The organism is Leptolyngbya iicbica LK (assembly GCF_004212215.1).
GTDB lineage: Bacteria > Cyanobacteriota > Cyanobacteriia > Phormidesmidales > Phormidesmidaceae > Halomicronema > Halomicronema iicbica.
Genome location: NZ_QVFV01000009.1, coordinates 63,121 through 82,114 on the forward strand (window position 1 = coordinate 63,121; position 18,994 = coordinate 82,114).

The 18,994-nt window shown below is 51.8% G+C and carries 15 protein-coding genes; 13 read left to right on the forward strand and 2 right to left on the reverse strand.

From position 1 onward, the window contains the following. Positions 1-227: 227 nt before the first annotated feature. The 6 genes from DYY88_RS21660 to DYY88_RS21685 all read left to right on the forward strand — a co-directional run bounded on the left by DYY88_RS21660 (position 228) and on the right by DYY88_RS21685 (position 6,290). A complete protein-coding gene (locus tag DYY88_RS21660; RefSeq protein WP_039729158.1) occupies positions 228-2,045 on the forward strand; it encodes an ABC transporter ATP-binding protein in 1,818 nt (605 codons plus the stop codon). Positions 2,046-2,308: 263 nt separating this feature from the next. Continuing rightward, positions 2,309-3,955: a DUF262 domain-containing protein gene (locus tag DYY88_RS21665; RefSeq protein ID WP_039729157.1), complete on the forward strand. Its 1,647-nt coding sequence runs from the start codon at positions 2,309-2,311 to the stop codon at positions 3,953-3,955. After that, a complete protein-coding gene (locus DYY88_RS21670; RefSeq protein ID WP_039729156.1) occupies positions 3,948-5,186 on the forward strand; it encodes a type II toxin-antitoxin system HipA family toxin in 1,239 nt (412 codons plus the stop codon). The genes DYY88_RS21665 and DYY88_RS21670 overlap by 8 nt, the downstream gene beginning before the upstream one ends. Positions 5,187-5,414: 228 nt before the next feature. Then, a complete protein-coding gene (locus DYY88_RS21675) occupies positions 5,415-5,678 on the forward strand; it encodes a UPF0175 family protein (protein WP_039730485.1) in 264 nt (87 codons plus the stop codon). A 23-nt stretch (positions 5,679-5,701) separates the two neighbouring features. Next, a complete protein-coding gene (locus DYY88_RS21680; protein ID WP_044148831.1) occupies positions 5,702-6,079 on the forward strand; it encodes a GIY-YIG nuclease family protein in 378 nt (125 codons plus the stop codon). A 4-nt stretch (positions 6,080-6,083) separates the two neighbouring features. Continuing rightward, positions 6,084-6,290, forward strand: coding sequence for a hypothetical protein (locus DYY88_RS21685; RefSeq protein ID WP_039729155.1), 207 nt, complete (start codon positions 6,084-6,086; stop codon positions 6,288-6,290). Positions 6,291-6,422: 132 nt separating this feature from the next. Here the strand turns inward: DYY88_RS21685 and DYY88_RS21690 are convergent, their stop codons facing one another. After that, positions 6,423-8,936 (reverse strand): alpha/beta hydrolase, encoded by a 2,514-nt coding sequence (locus DYY88_RS21690; RefSeq protein WP_039729153.1) that lies wholly within the window; start codon positions 8,934-8,936, stop codon positions 6,423-6,425. A 366-nt stretch (positions 8,937-9,302) separates the two neighbouring features. Here DYY88_RS21690 and DYY88_RS21695 point away from each other — a divergent pair, with 366 nt between their 5' ends. Together DYY88_RS21695 and DYY88_RS21700 are read left to right on the forward strand one after the other, a co-directional pair. Continuing rightward, a complete protein-coding gene (locus tag DYY88_RS21695; protein WP_039729152.1) occupies positions 9,303-10,766 on the forward strand; it encodes a DASH family cryptochrome in 1,464 nt (487 codons plus the stop codon). 115 nt (positions 10,767-10,881) lie between these two features. Continuing rightward, positions 10,882-11,097: a ssl0294 family protein gene (locus tag DYY88_RS21700; protein ID WP_039729151.1), complete on the forward strand. Its 216-nt coding sequence runs from the start codon at positions 10,882-10,884 to the stop codon at positions 11,095-11,097. Between the two features lie 187 nt (positions 11,098-11,284). Here the strand turns inward: DYY88_RS21700 and DYY88_RS21705 are convergent, their stop codons facing one another. After that, positions 11,285-11,998, reverse strand: coding sequence for a tetratricopeptide repeat protein (locus DYY88_RS21705; RefSeq protein ID WP_044148830.1), 714 nt, complete (start codon positions 11,996-11,998; stop codon positions 11,285-11,287). Positions 11,999-12,758: 760 nt separating this feature from the next. On the opposite strand from DYY88_RS21705, the gene DYY88_RS21710 reads away from it, so the two are divergent. The 5 genes from DYY88_RS21710 (at position 12,759) to DYY88_RS21730 (ending at position 18,711) form a co-directional block, all read left to right on the forward strand. After that, on the forward strand, positions 12,759-14,243 hold the full coding sequence (locus tag DYY88_RS21710) for an adenylate/guanylate cyclase domain-containing protein (protein ID WP_063776212.1): 1,485 nt from the start codon (positions 12,759-12,761) through the stop codon (positions 14,241-14,243). A gap of 537 nt (positions 14,244-14,780) precedes the next feature. Beyond that, entirely contained in the window at positions 14,781-16,496 is a 1,716-nt protein-coding gene (locus DYY88_RS21715) for an ABC1 kinase family protein (RefSeq protein WP_039729150.1), read from the forward strand. A 79-nt stretch (positions 16,497-16,575) separates the two neighbouring features. Then, complete coding sequence (locus DYY88_RS21720) at positions 16,576-16,938, forward strand: hypothetical protein (protein WP_084607181.1); 363 nt, start codon at positions 16,576-16,578, stop codon at positions 16,936-16,938. Between the two features lie 258 nt (positions 16,939-17,196). After that, positions 17,197-18,117 carry an AEC family transporter gene (locus DYY88_RS21725; RefSeq protein WP_242517656.1) on the forward strand — a complete coding sequence of 307 codons (921 nt, stop codon included), beginning with the start codon at positions 17,197-17,199 and terminating at the stop codon, positions 18,115-18,117. Between the two features lie 96 nt (positions 18,118-18,213). Beyond that, a complete protein-coding gene (locus DYY88_RS21730) occupies positions 18,214-18,711 on the forward strand; it encodes a hypothetical protein (protein ID WP_130199555.1) in 498 nt (165 codons plus the stop codon). Positions 18,712-18,994 lie beyond the last annotated feature (283 nt).

The window sequence follows — 18,994 nt, forward strand, 5'->3', positions numbered from 1 at the left end:
CGCCAGTCCCAGGAATTTCCTGGGACTTTTTTTATCGCGTTGCTAAGAAGAAAGATTTTATAAAATCCAAGTTTTGTCGGGCAAGCATCTGGCCTGCTCCGGCACAGCCGAGACGGCTGCCCACACTTAGATCAAATTCCCGTAATAAGGAATCAGGTCGTAGTTGTAGCGCTTGTAGTATTTGTAGTATATACTAGGCAGATTCATATCGAACTCATGGTTTTGTCATGGCGAAGTTCGCAGACGTTATTCAATACTACAAAAACTACAAGGCGATCGCAGTCTTCAGCATTGCCGCCAGCAGTCTCTTTGAGCTGCTGGATCTGGTGGTGCCCTATGCGATCGGTCAGCTGCTCAACCTGCTGTCAGACCGTCCGGTGGACCGTCTCGCGCAGGGATTGGCAGATGGGCTGGCGGGACTGGCCGGGGTGGAGGTGACGCGATCGCTGACCCTCGGCCTGCTGCTGGGGATGATTTTCCTGGTGACGGTCGTCCGCGCCCCGATTGAGCCGTGGCTGGGCGTCTGGTTCCACTGGGACATCGCTCTCAAAAGCCGCCGCGACCACTCAGTAGAGGTGGTGAAAAAGCTGCTCAGCTTGCCCCTCGGCTTTTACGACGAAAACAACCCCGGACGCATTGCCGGACGGGTCGCACGGGGTCTGTCGAACCACACCTGGACCTATCCCGAAATCGCGGGACAGCTTTTCCCGAAGCTGGTGCGGGTGGCGGGCATCTTTTGCATTATCGCCATCATCGATTGGCGCATCGCCGGACTCTTCTTCCTGTCCTTTGTGGCGATTCTGGCGTTCAGTATGCGCGACCTGATTCGGCTGAACCGCAAAGAGCAAGCCCTTGACAAGTACATGGAGACGACGGAGAGCCGCACCTCCGAGATCATCACCAACATCAAAACGGTCAAAGCCTTTGCGACGGAGCACGACGAGTTGGCGCGTCAACGTCAGCGGTTGGGTCGTGAGCTGAAGGTGGTCGATCAGATCATCCACCGGGGGTACGTGGTGTTGATGACCTGGCAGGAACTGTTCATTCAGACCTGTGTGTTTGGGGTGTTGGTGCTGACGCTGGTGGCGACCCTGCGAGGCAACATCTCCCTGGGGCACTTCGTCACCACGCTGACGGTTTCCAGCATGGCCTACGCCGAGTTGGAACCCATCAGCAACCTGGCGGAAATCTTCGCCCGTCGTTATGCCTCGATGCTGCGCTTTCACGAGTTTTTGCAGCAGCCCACAGGCATCGAAGCGGCGAGCGTATCAGGCACTCCCGAAGCCGTCACCCGCTACCAGTTCACGGGGAAGGTACATTTCGAGCATCTCAGCTTTGGTTACGATCGCGATCGCCCCGTCCTGAAGGACATCGATTTGCTGATTCAGCCGAAGCAGACCGTGGCGCTGGTGGGTCGTTCCGGTTCCGGTAAGTCCACCTTGGTGAAGCTGCTGTTCCGCTATTTTGAGCCGCAGCAGGGCCGCATCCTGATCGATGGCGAAGACATTCGCAAGCTGGATATCACGGGCTATCGCAAGCAATTGGCGATCGTTCACCAGGAGGTGGATGTCTTTAACGGCACGCTGATGGATAACCTGACCTATGGCAATCCCCACGTGACGCGGGAGCAGGTGGATGAAGCCTGTGCGATCGCGCGCGTGGACGAGTTCATCAACCTGATGCCCGATGGCTATTCGACGGTGGTGGGGGAACGGGGCGTGCGCCTCTCGGGGGGACAGCGCCAGCGGCTCGGCATCGCCCGCGCCCTGCTGATGAACCCCGATGTGCTCGTCTTTGACGAAGCCACCTCTAGCCTCGACTACGAATCGGAGCGGGCGATTCAACTGGCGATGCGCAGCATCCTCGGTACCCGCACGACCCTGATCATCGCTCACCGCCTGAGCACCGTCCGCGATGCCGATGTCATCGTCGTCCTCGATCAGGGCCGCATTTTGGAGATGGGCAGTCACGAAGACCTGCTCAACCACGGTGGTCTCTACCACCGTCTCCACATGCTCCAAGAAACTGGCGATTTGTTGGGGTAGGTTAATCTCGTAGTTAGTTCCGGACTGCTTTCGATATACTGACCCGAAAGTCCTCTGCAATGTTATTTGTGGAGGACTTTGGGTGAACTGAAGGAAGGTCTCTGGCAATTGATAAAGCTACCAATCCGCCAAAATACATCCCAACTGTCTGAATGTGAAAGAAAATAGGTATGAGGTTCCGATAACCTCCTTGAAATTTCCGAGTTAAAAATCAGATCAACAGGCAATCCTGGCTTTTATTCACTAAGCGTAAGATCAACAAAATGGTAGGTTCAAAAATTACCAACGCTAAGACCTTTCCACTTGAAGACCTCGTAGGTGAAGTGTTATCTGGCTACATACGCATTCCTGACTTTCAACGGATATTTCGCTGGCAATGGGAAGATGTAAAAAGACTCATGGATAGTATTGTTCGTGGCTATCCAATTGGAAGCTTGCTTCTTTGGGCACGTCCTGCTCTAGAGGACACGCTGAAAATCGGAGCGCTAGAGATTAAGGCTCCTAGTCTAGATGAAGCAAGATGGGTTGTTGATGGTCAACAAAGGCTTACTAGTCTTGCGAATGCATTGAATGATGATGGCTCTAAGGATCCACGCTTTGCGATCGCTTATGATCTAGCACGCAAAGAATTTGTCAAGCCCATTGATGAAGAAATTCACGTCATCGGCCTACCGATAATTTTTGACTTACAGAGATTGTTGAAATGGTTTAGTGAGCATCCAGAATCCGCAATTTATTTTGAAGAGGCCACAAGAGTCGCTAAAGCAATTCGTGAATATTCAATACCGGCTTATATCGTGAAGCAAGAAGATGAAGAGGTTCTTAGAGATATCTTCGACCGCATGAATAATTACGGCAAAAGGTTGACGCGTGCAGAAGTTTTCTCGGCCCTACATGGCGGACCAAAGTATGATGTAAAAAATATCATCGAAAAAATCAGTGCGACTTTTCCCTTTGGTGAAATTGATGATAATACTGTCTTAAGTGCCATTCTAGCTCGCAGAGGCTCCGATGTAACACGTGATATTCGTGCGGAATTCAGTCAGAAGAAAAAATCATCAGAGTTTCCAGGTGAGACTCGTGAAGAAGCATACATTGCTGGGGAAAGAGCTTTATCAAAAGCCGTCAACTTCTTGCAGAGTGAAGCTGGAGTTCCACACTTTAGTTTTTTGCCCTATCGATACCTCCTTGTTGTTCTTGCGCGCTTCTTTGCGCATTATCCCGAACCTAAGCCCCGCAGCATTGAACTGCTCAGACGATGGTTTTGGCGTGCTGCTGTGATTGGCCCAGAGGCATTCAGTACTTGGACTAAAGCCAGCCGAACATTATGCTCGAAAATCATTCCTAATGATGAGGCAAAGTCTGTCACAGATTTAGTGAAGGCTGTTTCAAGTGACCGAAAGGATTTGAATCTGAGTGATTTCAATAGCACCTCGGCTAGTACTCGTATTCTTCTCTGCGCAATGTGGGCGCATCGGCCTCGGTCTTTCCTTACAGCGGAACATTATCTTCAAGAAGATCTAGGAAGAGCTCTTAAAGAAGAACAGACAGCAAGAGATATTGTTGAAATCATTGAACCATTAGGCAAAAAAACACCTACCGCAAATCGATTCATCTTTCTTGGAGAAGATTCTGTTGAGCACGTGAGAGATATTTTTCTAAATCAACCTATTACGATGTCTAGTTCATCTTGGACTAAATTGTTAAACTCTCACATTTTTGATGATGACATGAGATCGTATTTGCTCGAAGGAAACGTCACTCAGTTTTTGGAACTTCGAGAGAACCGATTAAAAAAAATAACTGGGAATTTCCTTAAATCTATGATGAAGGCTTCGTTTGAGGATACACCCCCACTTTCCTCTTTAATTATTGATGAAGATGATGATGAGGCTCTAGTTGATGAGTAAAGTCAAAAAAATCTATGGGATTTGGCTTTATCAAAGACGTATTGGCAGCATCACACTGAACGGTGGCATTATCCGTTTTCAATTGGATAATGATTACGTCCATGATCCAACTCATGCTGTTTTAGGTCTCGTATTTGAAGATGATCTTGAAGCCATCCACCGCTCCAAAAACCGATTGCCTCCGTGGTTTTCAAACCTACTTCCAGAAGGGCGATTGCGTCACTGGATTGCTGAAGATGCAAGCGTAGATGAAAATAAGGAAATAGAGCTACTACTCAAGGTTGGCCATGATTTGCCTGGGGCAATTCGAGTCGCCGAAGCAGAAATTGGTCAGACAGAATTTGATAGTACTAGACGCGAGATAGTTTCAGATGCAGATGCCGGGAATCTCCAGAGAGACATTTGGCGGTTTTCGCTGGCTGGAGTTGCCCTCAAATTCTCGATGTTGAATGTTGGTGAAAGATTTACCTCGCCAGGTGTTGGCGAGGGTGGTGACTGGATTATTAAGCTTCCAGACCGTAGCTACCGCCATGTACCAATTAACGAATTTTCAATGATGGAACTTGCGCGTCGGGTCGGCATTGACGTACCTGAAGTGCGTCTTGTTCATCGAGAACAGTTAGCTGATGTACCTGATGACCTATGGCCTGAATTTGAAAATATGGCCTACGCAATTCAGCGCTTTGATCGCACCCCTTCAAGAGAGTTGATTCATATTGAGGATTTTGCACAGGTCAGAAACCTTTATCCTCATAAGAAGTATACGGGCACGTTTGAGACACTCGCAAATTTGATTTATCGTCAGTATGATACAAATTCATTGATTGAATTTACACGAAGACTAGCGTTCAACTATGTCATAGGCAATGGTGATGCACACTTGAAAAACTGGTCGTTGATATACACCGATCCTCGCCGACCAGTTCTTTCTCCCGCCTATGATTTAGTTTCAACAGCCGTATATCGTCCATCAGGAAACCCTGAAGACCTTGGTCTGAAATTTGCAAAGTCTAGGAGCTTCGACTCAGTTACACTCGAAAATTTCGAAAGATTAGAAAGAAAAGTCAATGCTTCTGGAATTGGCTTACGCGATGTAGCGCATGAAGTTATTCAAAAAACAATGTCATCCTGGCCAGAAATTGAGGAAATACTGAAAGATTATCCTTGGCTTCAAAAAAAAATTGGTGAAGGAATTTCGGCGCGTACCTCAGCAGTATTAGTCAAACAATGAGTGAGGCAATCAATTTTGCCCCCTCAAAATTATGCAAGACGCTCTTAAATAGCAATTTTTAGCAATTTTCCTATGTTGATCGCTGAAATGATTTTAGAGCGATCGCCCCAATCGCATCCGAGTCATTTTGAGCGATCGCGTCCAACCCACTGACTCTTCCATTAAGGCTGTGGCGGAATGGGCAGTTTTGGCGACAATGGATATCAAAGCGATCGGAGAGTCTCGATCATGCAAATTATGCTTGACCTGCCAGATGAGCTGATGCAGCACTTCAACTCAAATCGCCTGCCCCAGGAGATCTTGGAAGCGCTTGCCATGCAAGCATACCAGACCGAAAAAATTACTCACGCAGAGGTCGGGCGCATTCTCGGGCTCTCGTCCCGCTGGGCCGTTGATGAGTTTTTGAAAGCTCACAGAGCCGATTTACACTACGACGAAACTGATTTGGAGCGCGATCGCGCAACTCTCCATCAACTCTGCCAAAGTAGTTGAATGGCACCCAAGCTCTTATTTCTATGTCAACGAGCGATTCTGAATTAAAGGCCCAAGCTCGAAGCATTCTAGACGCGATCGCCTTCACACCGTTCGAGCAATGCCAACCACTAACCCGCGATTTTAATTTGATTCCCTCACGTCCTGGTATTTATGCAATTCGCCATAGAATTCATGGGTTGCTTTACATCGGTAAAACCAAAAGTTTGCGAGGTCGTTTTACAGGTGGTCACAAAGCATTTTTGTGGGCATGGCTTGATAGGTATCGCGATGAAGATGTTCGCATAGCGATCCAGGTAATTCCTTACTGGAAAAACCCCACGTTACTATTGGAGTTAGAGGCCATCATTCTCAGAGCGACTGAACCTCCATATAACGCTCAGATTCCAACAGAAAGGTGATGCTATGCCAGCTAAACTGCAAGAACAACTTTCCCGTGCCGACGCTGAAGTAATTTTAGAGCGGCTGCCTGAGCGCATACGGCAGGCTTTGAGCGATCGCGCCCAAGACATTGACTATCCCATCGAGGCTGTGGTGGAAATGGCGATCGCCAGCTTCCTCGACTCCGAAGCTTTGGGCTTTGCTGATTGCCAACCGGGACGGGGACAGTGATTGCAAGTTTGATAGGCGATCGCCCCAATTACATCCGAGCCACATGGAGCGATCGCTGATTTTGAGCTAAGAGGTGCCATTTTTTTTGCAACCCGACGGCTTTTGGCAATCGGGGTGGCGACAGTCGCAGAGTTACTGATTAAGACAAAACTCAGCCTTATTCAATTCATCTGGATAAATCGAGGCAAACCAGAGGTTGGAAATGGGATTTTCTCTATCGCTGAGCAAGAATTGATTGACTAGCGTCCGCCATTCGGGGTCGTTGTTGGGCAGAGCCAGACCGTAATATTCGCAGGTGAGCGGCACTTCCGGAATCAAGGCAAAGTCATCCACTGCCCGCCCCTCTAGCTGCAATTGACCGTAGGACAAAATGCCGTCTCCGACAAAGGCCTCAATCTCGCCGTTGGCGGTGGCAGCGATCGCATTTTGCCGACCTTCCACTCCGGAGAACAGCCGAACATCAGCATTCGGATAGTTTTCTTCCACAAACCGCTGAGTGGTCGTATTTTCCAACACGCCCAAGCGGACTCCGGCCAAGGGCGTTGTCGGTCGGATGGTATCTTCCTGTCCGGCGGGAACCAAAAATTCGGTACTCGTGACAAAAATGGGATTTGAAAAAGTAATCCCTTCCACATCATTGCGAATGGTATTTGGCCCACATTCCAAATGCACGGCTCCTGACGTGACCAAATCAAAGCGGTTGTCTAGGGTGGAAGTCAGTTCTACTAGCCGAATATCAACATCGCTGTTGAGTTCATCTGAAATATAGTCGCTGAGGGCGATCGCCATATCCCCGCAGTACCCATCCCAAGCGTCTTGCGGATTGATAAAGCCAAAAGGCATAGCGTCTTTGCGAAACGCGACCTTGAGCACCCCAGTCTCGGCAATCTCGGACAACACGCTTTGGGCTCTAGGGGGCGGCGTAGCGGCGATCGGGGCCGGAATAATGGGCACCGGCGATCGCCGTCCGTAGGTCGCTTCAATCTGTTCGGGTCGCAACTCGGTGATGATGCTCAAGCCCATCGGCTGATCAGCACTCAGCTGGTTGCCATAGCTCGCACTTAAATAGGGTAAAAACTCCGCTTGCTCCCGTAAGTAGACGTTGTAGAAAGCCACGCTCAAAGCTTTGTAGTAGCCACTGCCGATATCGCGATTAGCCCCCGCCAGTAACCCAAAAATGCCCCCGGCCCCATCGCGCCCCGGTTTCGAAGAAAAATGCGTACCAATATCGAGCATGGCGAAGTACTTATGCTCCGTCTCTAGCCAAATAAAGGGATGAAACTGTTCAACCACGACGGGGGCCACAATATCTTCCGAGCCCCCGACCATGAGCAACGGCACGTCAATCTGACTGAATCCCTCTGGGCCATACAGAAAGCCGCCCAAAGGATGCCCCGTGACCACCGCCTTGACCCGAGGATCGCGGAGGTTGAAATTTTGCGGCGGCAAAAATTGCGCCCGACACTGTAGATACAAGGCAAAATTTAAGATCAAGTTGTCGGCATCACACGCCTCGACCAATCGCGCATAATTCATCTCGGCTCCGGCGAGGGCGAGGGTATTGGTGCTGCCCAGGGAATCTCCCGTGACGCCAATGCGATCGAGATCTAACTGAGCTGCCCACTCAGGAGACTCCGCAACCAGTTCTTCCAACTTGTCAATGAGGAAGGAAATTTCTTGGGGACGGTTAATAAACTCCATCGGGCTCAACAAGGTATTGAGTCGTCCTTGAAGAAATTCCTGGCGATAGGCCAAATCACTGCCCACATGGTCCGGTAGCAGCACGACAAAACCATAAGAAGCCAGATGCTCGGCAATAAACGCAAAACTCTCTTTAACGTCGCCAAATCCGTGGGAAATGATGACGATTGGGGCAGGACTGGTTAAGCCACTGGGAATGTAAGCATCGACATCAAAGTCATAGTTGACGGACAGACCAGCCGCCGTTTGACGTAGCGCGGGGTTGGTGACTGTCACCGTTTCTTTGGTGAATGCGAAGGTTCCAGGCTGCCTGAGGTCGGCTAATTCGCTCAAGTTGACTAGGGGGGCGGCAGCGGCTTCGGCCAGTGCCTCAGCCCGAACGGTGCGGACGACCGCATCGTTGTAGCTGAAATAAATCGCCAGTTGTCGCCGGAGTTCTAGGAGATCTCGCAGTTCAATCTCGATCGCTGGAGTCGGAAATTCTTTGAGGACATCGATAAAAGTCCACCCCTCTGCATCGGCGTTGGCGGCGGCCCCAATCACGGCAGCCCGCAACGCTCGCTGACCATTTACCCCGCGATAGACTTGCAGCACTTTACCGACGTTTAATAAGGCGTCGCGCCCCAGGGGAGAATATGCGAGGTTATCCACCGTGGTCACATCGAGGGGAATCTTGCGCGTCAGTCCCTGGCGCAAGAGTTGCAGCGTCCCTTCATTCAAAAATCGCGCATACAGTCGCAAATCCCCGATGATTTCTCCCGTTTCCGCAAAGGTCTCTAAGGACTCGACGGAGAGGTCAAACAACAAGGGGCCATCGACTAAGATGCGGATTTTTTCCGCACTTTCGGCCGGGCGAGGGGCTAACGCTTCCACCGCGACGCCTGTTGTGAGCAGGGCGATCGCGGAAAGTCCCATGTGCAGAATGCGACGCAACGTTTGCTTCATCCGTATTAAGGGGCCTCAACTGCCCAGAATCACGACGCTGCCAACGATATCGGCAGATTTTCGACGCAATCATACTGCAAAACGGCTAGCCACCTAGCGGCTTGCATCGCAATTATTTAGAAACGCGACGTTAGGGAGAAGCTCGCACTAAAAATCTCCATCTGCCCCACCGACCCGCTATCTAACCATCTCAGCTACAGAACACTACCGGGATATGATTTTTGCGCCAATCCCTGATCGTGATTAACTCGGATTCACCCTTGGCCTCCCCTGCTGGCAATTAGAATCCCTGCCCCATGACGCCCTCAGCAACGCGGGCAAAAACTTGTTAGCTTTACATAAGTTCACGAAAATGCGTTTGCTCTCATGTCCATACTGGTTTGGTTTCGCAATGACCTGCGGCTGCACGACCACGAACCGTTGCAAGCCGCCCTTAAGGCCGGGGGTGGCGTTATTCCCGTCTATTGCTTTGACCCGCGACAGTTTGGCGAAACCGCCTTTGGCTTTCCCAAAACGGGCAAGTTTAGAGCCCAGTTTTTGTTAGAGAGTGTGGCGGACTTGCGGCGATCGCTGCAGCAGCGGGGCAGTGACCTGATCATTCGCTGGGGCGAACCCGAGACCGTGATTCCGTCCCTAGTCAAGGAACTCGACGCGCAGGCGGTTTACTGGCACGAAGAGGCCACCGCTGAAGAGTTGGCAGTGGAAAATGCCCTGGCCGACAAGCTTGAGGCGATGGGCACCACGGTGCAAACCTATTGGGGCGCAACCCTTTACCACCTGGACGATTTACCCTTCTCGATCAACAAGGTGCCGGAGGTGTTCACCCAGTTTCGAAAGCAAGTGGAAAAGTCGAGCATCGTTTATGAACCCTTTAGTGCTCCGAAGAAGCTACCGCCTTTGCCCCAGTCGGCGTCTGTGGGAGAGCTGCCTGATTTGGCAAAACTGGGGGTAGAAGCGCCGCAATCTGACGATCGCGCTGTGCTGAAATTCGTTGGCGGTGAAACTGCTGGCCTGGCGCGGTTGCAAGCCTACATTTGGGACGCTGATTGTCTTAAGGTCTACAAACAAACCCGCAATGGCATGTTGGGCGCCAACTATTCTTCCAAGTTTTCGGCCTGGCTGGCGCTGGGGTGTCTCTCGCCCCGTTGGGTTTATCAGGCAGTGCAAGATTACGAGAACGAGCGGGTGCGCAACGATTCCACCTACTGGCTGGTGTTTGAGCTACTGTGGCGCGACTACTTTCGATTAATTTGTTTGAAGCATGGCGATCGCGTCTTCTACCCTTCGGGTCTGCGCGGCCTTAAGGTGGATTGGCAGCAAGATTGGCCCCGGTTTAATGCCTGGTGCGCGGGCGAAACGGGCTATCCCCTGGTGGATGCCAACATGCGCGAACTCGCGGCGACGGGCTTTATGTCCAATCGCGGTCGGCAAAATGTCGCCAGCTTCCTCACTAAAAATTTGGGCATCGACTGGCGCATGGGGGCCGAGTGGTTTGAGTCGCTGCTGGTAGACTACGACGTTTGCAGCAACTGGGGGAATTGGAACTACACCGCTGGCGTTGGCAATGATGCGCGCGGCTTTCGCTATTTCAACATCCCCAAGCAGGCCAAAGACTACGACCCCCAGGGTGACTATGTGAAACACTGGCTGCCAGCATTGCAGCGGCTGCCAGCGTCTAAGGTCCATGCCCCCTGGCAGTTATCGAATGTGGAACAAAAGCGCTTTGAGGTGCGATTAGGGGTCGACTATCCCAACCCGATTGTCGATTTACACAAGTCGGTGCAGGCCAACGAGCGCATTTACAACGCCGCGCTGGAAAGGAGTGCCTGAGCGCGGTTCGTTCGATGATCAAAACGGCATCGGCGGGAGAGAAGCGATCGCGCCCATTCGTTTCACCGTGTAGGATAGAACCGTGTGGTGGCAAACAGTAAGGAGAATCTCACTTATGTTTTTGGATGAACTGACCCCTTTTCTTCAAGAACTGACTCGTCAGCCCGTGGCTTTTGTCGGCGGCTTTATGTCTGGGGTCTTACGCCTCGATCTCAACGACGACCCCGTCAAGTCTTGGCTCAACAAGCAAGATGTCAACGTTACTGACGATGACGACGACTCTGCTAACAACGGCAGCAGCAGCGGCCCACAAAAAATCTCGATTGACTAGGGTTCATTGGGCCTTACGGCAATGCTCCGTAGGTTGACCTTGCTGCCATCAGTGCCAAGGCAGCGTCAGCAACCATACTGAGTGATGTCTGAGGCTGCAGCGATCGCTTCGCTCAGCGATTTTGGTATCCCTTTCTCCAGTCTCCTTTCTGGCATATCCACAGAGAGGGGACTTAATTTTTTCGATTTTAAGCCGCGACACTTAACTCACTGAGCCAGTTCATCACGCGATACCGACAAGAATTCAGGTTTAGCCGCGTTTCAGCATCAATGGTGGCTAACGCTTGCAAGGCCCGGCGGTAGTCCGCGATCGCGCAATTCCAATCGCCGCGCAGGTGATATGTGCGGCCTCGCTCAGCATAGGCTTCACCCAAGTTTTGATTGAACAATAAAGCATTATCAAAACTTTCGAGGGCGGCGTCATAACACGCCAACTCCCGCAGGGTAATGCCCTGGTTAATGCGGGCTCGCACATGAAACGGATTCAGATCAATGGTTTGCTCATAATCAGCCAAGGCCCGTTCAAAATCGCCCATCGCCGCGTAATAATTGGCACGATTGTTGTAAGCGGCGGCTAATTCTGGATTGAGGGCGATCGCGTGGTCAAAGTCACGGATAGCCTTATATAGCTGACCATTCCATAAATGAACTAGCCCGCGATTGTTAAAGTCTTCGGCCCGTGCGCCCTGGTGAATGATCAGTCGATTCAAAGCGGCGATCGCCTGCGAGTAGTCGCCGCGCCGAATGGCTTGTTGCGCCTGTTGACGCATCAGGCGAGCGGACTCGGGTAAGCACCGGGGCAATTTGTGAGGGGCAATTACCGAAGCTGCAACCAAATCACGACACTGCTCTACAGCGTTTTGATTGGCGGCACTATCGGGTCGGTAGACACGCTTCGACATAGCCACTTCCTCCAATGGCTAAGGGACTAAAAGAGATACCAACGCTAAGCACGAGGGAACAATCATTGCGATGAGTTAACCGATGTTGTGAACCAAAAATCAATAACGGTTCTCGTAACATCAAGTCAATCAGTATCTACACCCTTAAGTCGGATATTTACACCTACCTCTAGAGAAACCAACCGGGTAAACCCTTAGGGAAAAAGTCTTTCGATGCGATATACAAATTTTTGAGGCGAACTTTCTCAGTAGAAACTCGCAAACTTTATTCTTCCTTCACAAAAGTCGGCGACAAGTCAAACAATCTTGATATTGTGGGCACTATTTTTTCGGGGAAATAGCAGTTGGCGACGGCAATCAATGTCGCAGTTCTTAACCTTTGACTATCAACAATGCGCCCCGAAAGACTGTCATAGCCTCCTTCTAAATTTTGCCTTGACGCTATGTGCTTAACCACGACTCATTTGCGCAGGTATCTTGCCTGCGCCGGGACAGCCGTCTCGGCTGTCCACACTTCGATTCAATGCCCATGCTTTAAACTTTTGGGCTCTCGGCACTTGACTGCGGATGGCGATGTTGGCAGGGCCGTAACCTCTCCGTCCAGTACGTGTAAACGGCGTGTCGGTGACTTAACGTTGGGGGGCGTCAGTTAACCTAACTCTCAGAAAATTCTTATCTCTCCGAATATCTACCTACCCGGAACTCCGAAATTTCAGTCAGTAGTATTGAGAAAGAGTTCCTCACCCCCTTGAGTCATGCCATGGCCAGCATTTTGCAATCTTCCGTCGGCCTGCTGCGATCGCGCCTATCTCGGCGCATTGTGAGTTCTGTATTTCTCAGCATTGTCGTGATCGAGGTGGTGATTTTCATCCCTTCATTTATCCGCCGTTACCGCGAAAAACTAGATGACTTGCAAGACGTCTCGACGGAAGTGCTGTTCACGGCCAAAGCCACGGCCATGCTGAATGCTGATCTGGAAACGGTATTGCAGCTCATTCAGCAAAATTTGAAGCCCGACTCTGTCATCTTAGGGGCTAACTTATGTACCGTGGATGGCACGCTCATCGACACCTTTGGCGAATCCCCCACTATCGACTGTGCGACCGTGCCTGAGGGGCAAGCGGTCAAGCGGTTAACCGAAGGCCGCCGCCGATATGATGTCGCCTGGCCCAGCGATCGCTTTGCCGATGAATACATTTTGGTCGTGCGTCACGATGCGAGCGGGGTCATTCACGAAATGTGGCAGTACGCCCTGGCCATTGCCGGACTGGTATTCATCATCTCGGCCTTTGTCACGCTCGTCACGATTTTGGTGCTAGAGCAGATTCTGATCATTCCTATTTTGCGGTTACGCGACGATCTACAGCAGGCCGGTGAAGCGGTTAGCCAAGACCAGCCGCCGACGTTTCAAACTCAGGCGATCACTCGCCATGATGAATTGGGGGAAGTGTCTCGGGCCTTTTGCGACATGTTCGAGCGCGTGCATCAAGAAATTAGCGATCGCAAACAAGCGGAACAAGCTCTCAAAGAAGAGCAAGCCAAATCTGAAAAACTGCTGCTGAACATTCTGCCCGATAGCATTGCTGAGCAGTTGAAACAGGAAGTGGGCGCGATCGCTTCGCGGTTTGACGAAGCCACTATCTTATTTGCCGACATTGTGGACTTTACGGGACTCTCAGCCCAAGTAGCGCCCGGAGAACTCGTTGACGTTCTGAACGAGATTTTTTCGACATTTGACTGCATTGCCGATGCCCTCGGGCTGGAAAAAATTAAAACCATTGGCGACGCTTACATGGTGGTAGGTGGTCTACCCGAGCCCCAACCTGACCACGCTACCGCCACGTTGGAAATGGCGATTCAAATGTTGGATGCGATCCAGACATTCAAGCGTCACGACGGTACGCCCTTTCGGCTGCGCATTGGCATCAACACCGGTCCTGTGATCGCGGGCGTCATTGGCATCAAAAAATTCAGCTATGACTTGTGGGGCGATGCTGTTAATATCGCCAGCCGCATGGAATCCCACGGTCTCATCGATCGCATCCAAATCAGCGAGAGTACCTATCGCCACGTGCAAGACCATTATCAATTTGATGATCGCGGCTGCATTGACATCAAGGGGCGTGGGCAAATGCACACCTATCTGTTCAAAGGCCGACGTCAGACAATTTCTTCAAAGGGACTTCCCCGGCACTTGCGCTTAGGCCAGTCCACTGCCAGCGATCAGCCCAGCCCTGATAAATAGCGAGTCTGTGTTCTTTCCAGTTCATCCCAGCGCCCCTTAAGTCGAAGATTTGCGACCGCCATCATCGCAGTTGATTGACTCCGCGCGTCGAGCCTTTTAAGTCAAGATGGTCGGTAAATATTTTGAGGGCAACGCCTGCTTCATGGCCGTGGTTTGCAAAGGAAACATCGGCAAGCGCGACGGCATGCCACTCACTCGCATTAAGTTGACTGCGTACGCTTGCTTAAGCAGGCACGCGAGACAATGGACTATAGTCTTTCTCAAAAGAAAAGTGGAACCTGTATTTATTTGACTCTATGCACGGACTTGAGTAGTTTTACTTATACAAGTGTTAAGTCGTCAACAGGTTTAACTGTATTTTTCTATACTATTGTTAAGAGCGTTGAAATATTTTCCCCGAATTGCAAGTGCTCAAAGCACGATTGTTAGCGCGCTTGCTTGAGGAAAAGGCTCCAGCTTAACGGTGGTTGAGTTGCTTCGGTGGCTTGTCCTGGCTGGCTTTCACGTTCGCTCCGCAGAGTGTCAAGGAATTTTGCCATGCAAGCATCGCTATTTCAATCCAAGGTTTACGACGCGGATGTGATTGCGAAGTGTTACGGTCGTCGTCCTTGGATTGTGGTGTGGCGATCGCTGCAAGTGCTGTGGTGGCTGGGCACCTTTGTGTTGGGGTTGCAGAGCGATCGCTGGTTTAACCGTGAAGAGCGCAACCTGACCAAGCGAGCCGTGCAGTTGCGCCAATTGTTGACCCGATTGGGGCCGACTTTCATCAAAGTGGGGCAAGCCCTTTCAACGCGCCCTGACCTGATTCGCAAAGACTTTTTAGAAGAACTCACTAAGCTCCAAGATCAGCTGCCGCCCTTTTCGACGCCGTTGGCGATGATGATTTTGGAAAAAGAGTTAGGCTACTCTCCTGAAGAAATTTACAGTCGAATTTCTCCTGAACCTGTTGCCGCTGCCAGTCTGGCGCAGGTGTATCGGGCGCGACTCTATACCGGCGAAGAAGTCGCAATTAAAGTGCAGCGCCCCCGGTTGTTGCCTGTGCTGACGTGCGATCTATTCATCATGCGTTTTGCGGCGCAAAGTTTGGGATGGTTGCTGCCGCTGAATTTAGGGCATGACCTCACCCTGATTGTGGATGAATTCGGCACCAAGCTGTTTGAAGAAATCGACTATCTCAACGAAGGGCGCAACGCTGAGCTATTTGCCGCTAATTTTCAGAACGATCCGACGGTTAAGGTGCCTAACATCTTCTGGCGTTACAGCAGTCCGAAAGTCCTAACCCTGGAATGGATTGAAGGCTTTAAGCTAACCGACGTTGGCAGTATTCAGGCGGCATCGCTCGATACGGACACCCTCATTGAAGTGGGCGTTACCACGAGCTTGCAACAGCTTTTGGAGTATGGCTTCTTCCATGCTGATCCGCACCCAGGCAACTTGTTTGCCATGGCCGATGGGCGTATGGCTTACATCGACTTTGGCATGATGGATCAGCTCAATCAGGAAACGAAGGAAACGCTAGTAGATGCCCTGGTGCATCTGATCAATCAAGATTATGCGGCTTTGGCTAACGACTTTGTTAAATTGGGCTTTCTGACGCCGGATACCGATATTGAGCCCATTATTCCTGCCCTGGAAACAGTGCTGGGTGAGGCTTTGGGAGCTAAAGTGCGTGACTTTAATTTCAAAACCATCACCGATCGCTTTTCTGAGTTGATGTATGAGTATCCCTTCCGCGTCCCCGCCAAGTTTGCGCTAATCATTCGCTCGCTGGTGACTCAAGAAGGCGTCGCCTTGAGCCTAAATCCCGACTTTAAAATTGTGGATATTGCCTATCCCTACGTGGCGCGACGGTTATTGAAGGGTGAGACGCCTTCGCTGCGGCGGCGATTACTGGAAGTACTGTTCAAAGACGGGAAGTTTCAGTGGCAGCGGTTGGAAAATCTGTTGCAGATTGCTCGCAGCGATGAAGATTTCGACATTCTGCCCACGGCGAGTTTGGGCCTCCAGTTCTTGATGTCGGAGGAGGGCCGCTACATTCGCGATCGCCTCATTTTGGCCATGACTGAAGACGATCGCCTCCACACCGAGGAAGTGCAAAAACTATGGGAACTGGTGAAAGAGGACGTGACTCCGTCCAAAGTACTCGGGGTGGCGTGGAATGTCATTTTGCAGTCTTCCGTCGATCGCGCCGCCGATTGGTTGCCGCCAGTCGCTGCGTTGTCTGCTAGTTTGCAGCCTGCTAAGAGCCTGTAGGGGTACCCACAGGTCGATATAATGGGCGCAGCTTTACATTTCTTTGTGTCGATTTCGCCGTTTCGTTGAGGTCTGTGCCGTGTATCCTGATCCGCCCTATGTGTTGATGATTGCTGGTTTTTTGTCGGCGATCGCCGCTGGCTCAGCCTTTAATACCTCATTACAACAAGCCACCCAAGCCTGGGCCAAAAATCCGGAGGCGGGTTCCTTAGAAGATATTCGGGGATTGTCTCTGCAGTTGCCGTATGTGGGTATTTGTCTCGGCGTCTGGGTGACTTTGGCAGCAGGTATTCAGATCTTTGGATTCTCTGCGCCACCGTCGTTTGCGATTAGTGCGGTACTCACGGTGCTAATGGCGTGGCTAGTATGGCGTCAACTCGGCGTGATTTTGGGTCAGTTGCAGCGGGGCGGCTCTAAGGCCCTCGATCTGGACGGCTTCTAGTCTGGGAGTGAGACTTGAATCAGTTGGGATCGCTGTCTCGGCGATGCCAAGGCAGGCATCTTACCTGCCTTGGCTAATTTGGATGTTATTGGACCTTCATTTCATAGAGATCCTTGCTCTGGTCTAGGACAAGCATCATGGCCGATCATGGCTCATGGGTGAGTCCGTCAGCACCTGGCTTTTAATGTCTCGACAGAGGTGCCTGTGTGGTTTTTGGCTCAAATTTATATCCCACTTTGTGGTGGGGTATTGCTTGGTGTGGTAGCTAGTGCGCTGCTGGGCTGGCTGGGAAAGCGATCGCCTCGGCGAGCATCCTGGCAAGCCCGCACGCCTTTGGCATTGGGGCGCTTTTTGTTTTGGCTGGGCGTTCCTGGTAGCCTGATTCACTTTTTGCGACAAACTGACCTCTCCGGCGGGGTGTGGATGGCGCCGATAATGGCCTGGGTGACGTTTGCGATCGCGTTTGGGCTGGCTTGGGGTTGGTTGCAAGTCAGTGGTCAGCCTTGGCCCAGGGCCACTAAAGGCATTTTTTTGCTCTCCTCAATGGTGGGCAATACGGGCTATATTGGCTATCCCATCGTTTTGCTACTGCCCCAGTTGGGCACTGCCTACTTTGGCTGGGCGGTGTTTTACGATCTGTTGGGCACGGTATTTGGGGCTTACGGTGTAGGGGCCATGATCGGGGCCTATTACGGTCAGGGGGTAGGGCAGGGGCGATCGCTGTCACCCTGGCGACAAAGTCTGAATGCATTGGTGAGAGCACCAACTTTTCCAGCTTTTGCCCTGGGGCTATTGCTGCGTCCCGTCCCGTTTCCTGGTTGGCTCGATCTCGGGCTTCAGGGGTTTGCCTGGTCAATGGTGATGCTGTCGCTGGTGCTGATGGGGATGCGGCTACAGCAACTGCGATCGTGGCAAAACCTGCGTCCGGCGCTGATGTCGACTTTGATTCGCATGGCGATCGCCCCGGTGATAATCGGCGTTTTACTCACGCTATTGGGCTGGCAGGGCGCCCCTCGCCTCGTGATCATCTTGCAGTCGGCCATGCCCGCCGCCTTTGCCAACCTGGTCTTAGCCGAGACCTTTGATCTGGATCGCGACTTGGCGGTGACCTGTTTGGGGGTCAGTTCGGCGCTATTGTTAGTCACCTTGCCGCTTTGGCTCGGGCTGTTCCCAGTTTGAGGGGAGTGACTGCGCGGGGATAGCGCCTATGCCTGATCTGGTGAAGCCTACCCCTTAAAATAAGTTGACACTTGCTCCCTCGCAGTGGTGCTGGCCATGCTTTCTCTCAACCCACAAAATGCATCGCGATCGCCGTCCCTGGCATCGGTCAACAACTCACGCATGTGCCCGACCGCTGGCAGTGGGCGGCGGTTAGGGGTGATCGCGGGAGGACTGGTATTGTTGGGTTTCCTGAGCGGCGGTGGCGTCCGGGCGGCTGAGACTCCTGTCGCGATCGCTCCCGGAGTAATCGTTACGCAAGTGTCGGCAGACTCTCCCACACAGTCCCCTGAGAGGGCGCAGTTGGCCCCAGCTAATGTGAGTGATGAGTCGACTGGAGAGAACTCACCGACCGAGGCTCCGTCGGTGGTGTGGCTGATTGCGATGCCTGCGGTGCCCATTTTGGGAGGCGCGTTCATCTATCTATCACGCCGACTATTGGGTCAGCCAAACGGTGAATGTCGCTTGGTCACCCAAGCGCCGCTACCGGAACCGACGGATGTGGAATCCCTCGCTCTGGAAGTCGAAGAGACCGACCCGCCCACCGCGCCATAATCTACTGTGAGCCGGCACGAAGCGCCGCTACGGTCATCGCTTTGTGGTTGTGGACACTCACTGGGCGGCATCTCAGACTGGCCCACTCAAAAATTCACCAGTGATTTAGGGGCGACTGTTTTGTCTGCGATCGCTAGCAGCCCTACAGAATGGCAGCGGTAGATATCGGTTCACCTTTAGGCGCAAAATCACGCTGGCTGGCCTCACCTCTAACGAAGGGTCTGGGCACACTGGAGGCAACGCTTTGCAGTACAGGACTTCATTGCCCCATGAATCCTCTCTA

Coding starts and splice junctions, on each gene's coding strand:
- DYY88_RS21685 (WP_039729155.1), top strand. CDS start 6,084: ATGCCAGCTAAACTGCAAGAACAACTTTCCCGTGCCGACGCTGAAGTA.
- DYY88_RS21715 (WP_039729150.1), top strand. CDS start 14,781: ATGCAAGCATCGCTATTTCAATCCAAGGTTTACGACGCGGATGTGATT.
- DYY88_RS21700 (WP_039729151.1), top strand. CDS start 10,882: ATGTTTTTGGATGAACTGACCCCTTTTCTTCAAGAACTGACTCGTCAG.
- DYY88_RS21690 (WP_039729153.1), bottom strand. CDS start 8,936: ATGAAGCAAACGTTGCGTCGCATTCTGCACATGGGACTTTCCGCGATC.
- DYY88_RS21665 (WP_039729157.1), top strand. CDS start 2,309: ATGGTAGGTTCAAAAATTACCAACGCTAAGACCTTTCCACTTGAAGAC.
- DYY88_RS21695 (WP_039729152.1), top strand. CDS start 9,303: ATGTCCATACTGGTTTGGTTTCGCAATGACCTGCGGCTGCACGACCAC.
- DYY88_RS21730 (WP_130199555.1), top strand. CDS start 18,214: ATGCTTTCTCTCAACCCACAAAATGCATCGCGATCGCCGTCCCTGGCA.
- DYY88_RS21710 (WP_063776212.1), top strand. CDS start 12,759: ATGGCCAGCATTTTGCAATCTTCCGTCGGCCTGCTGCGATCGCGCCTA.
- DYY88_RS21680 (WP_044148831.1), top strand. CDS start 5,702: ATGTCAACGAGCGATTCTGAATTAAAGGCCCAAGCTCGAAGCATTCTA.
- DYY88_RS21705 (WP_044148830.1), bottom strand. CDS start 11,998: ATGTCGAAGCGTGTCTACCGACCCGATAGTGCCGCCAATCAAAACGCT.
- DYY88_RS21660 (WP_039729158.1), top strand. CDS start 228: ATGGCGAAGTTCGCAGACGTTATTCAATACTACAAAAACTACAAGGCG.
- DYY88_RS21675 (WP_039730485.1), top strand. CDS start 5,415: ATGCAAATTATGCTTGACCTGCCAGATGAGCTGATGCAGCACTTCAAC.
- DYY88_RS21670 (WP_039729156.1), top strand. CDS start 3,948: ATGAGTAAAGTCAAAAAAATCTATGGGATTTGGCTTTATCAAAGACGT.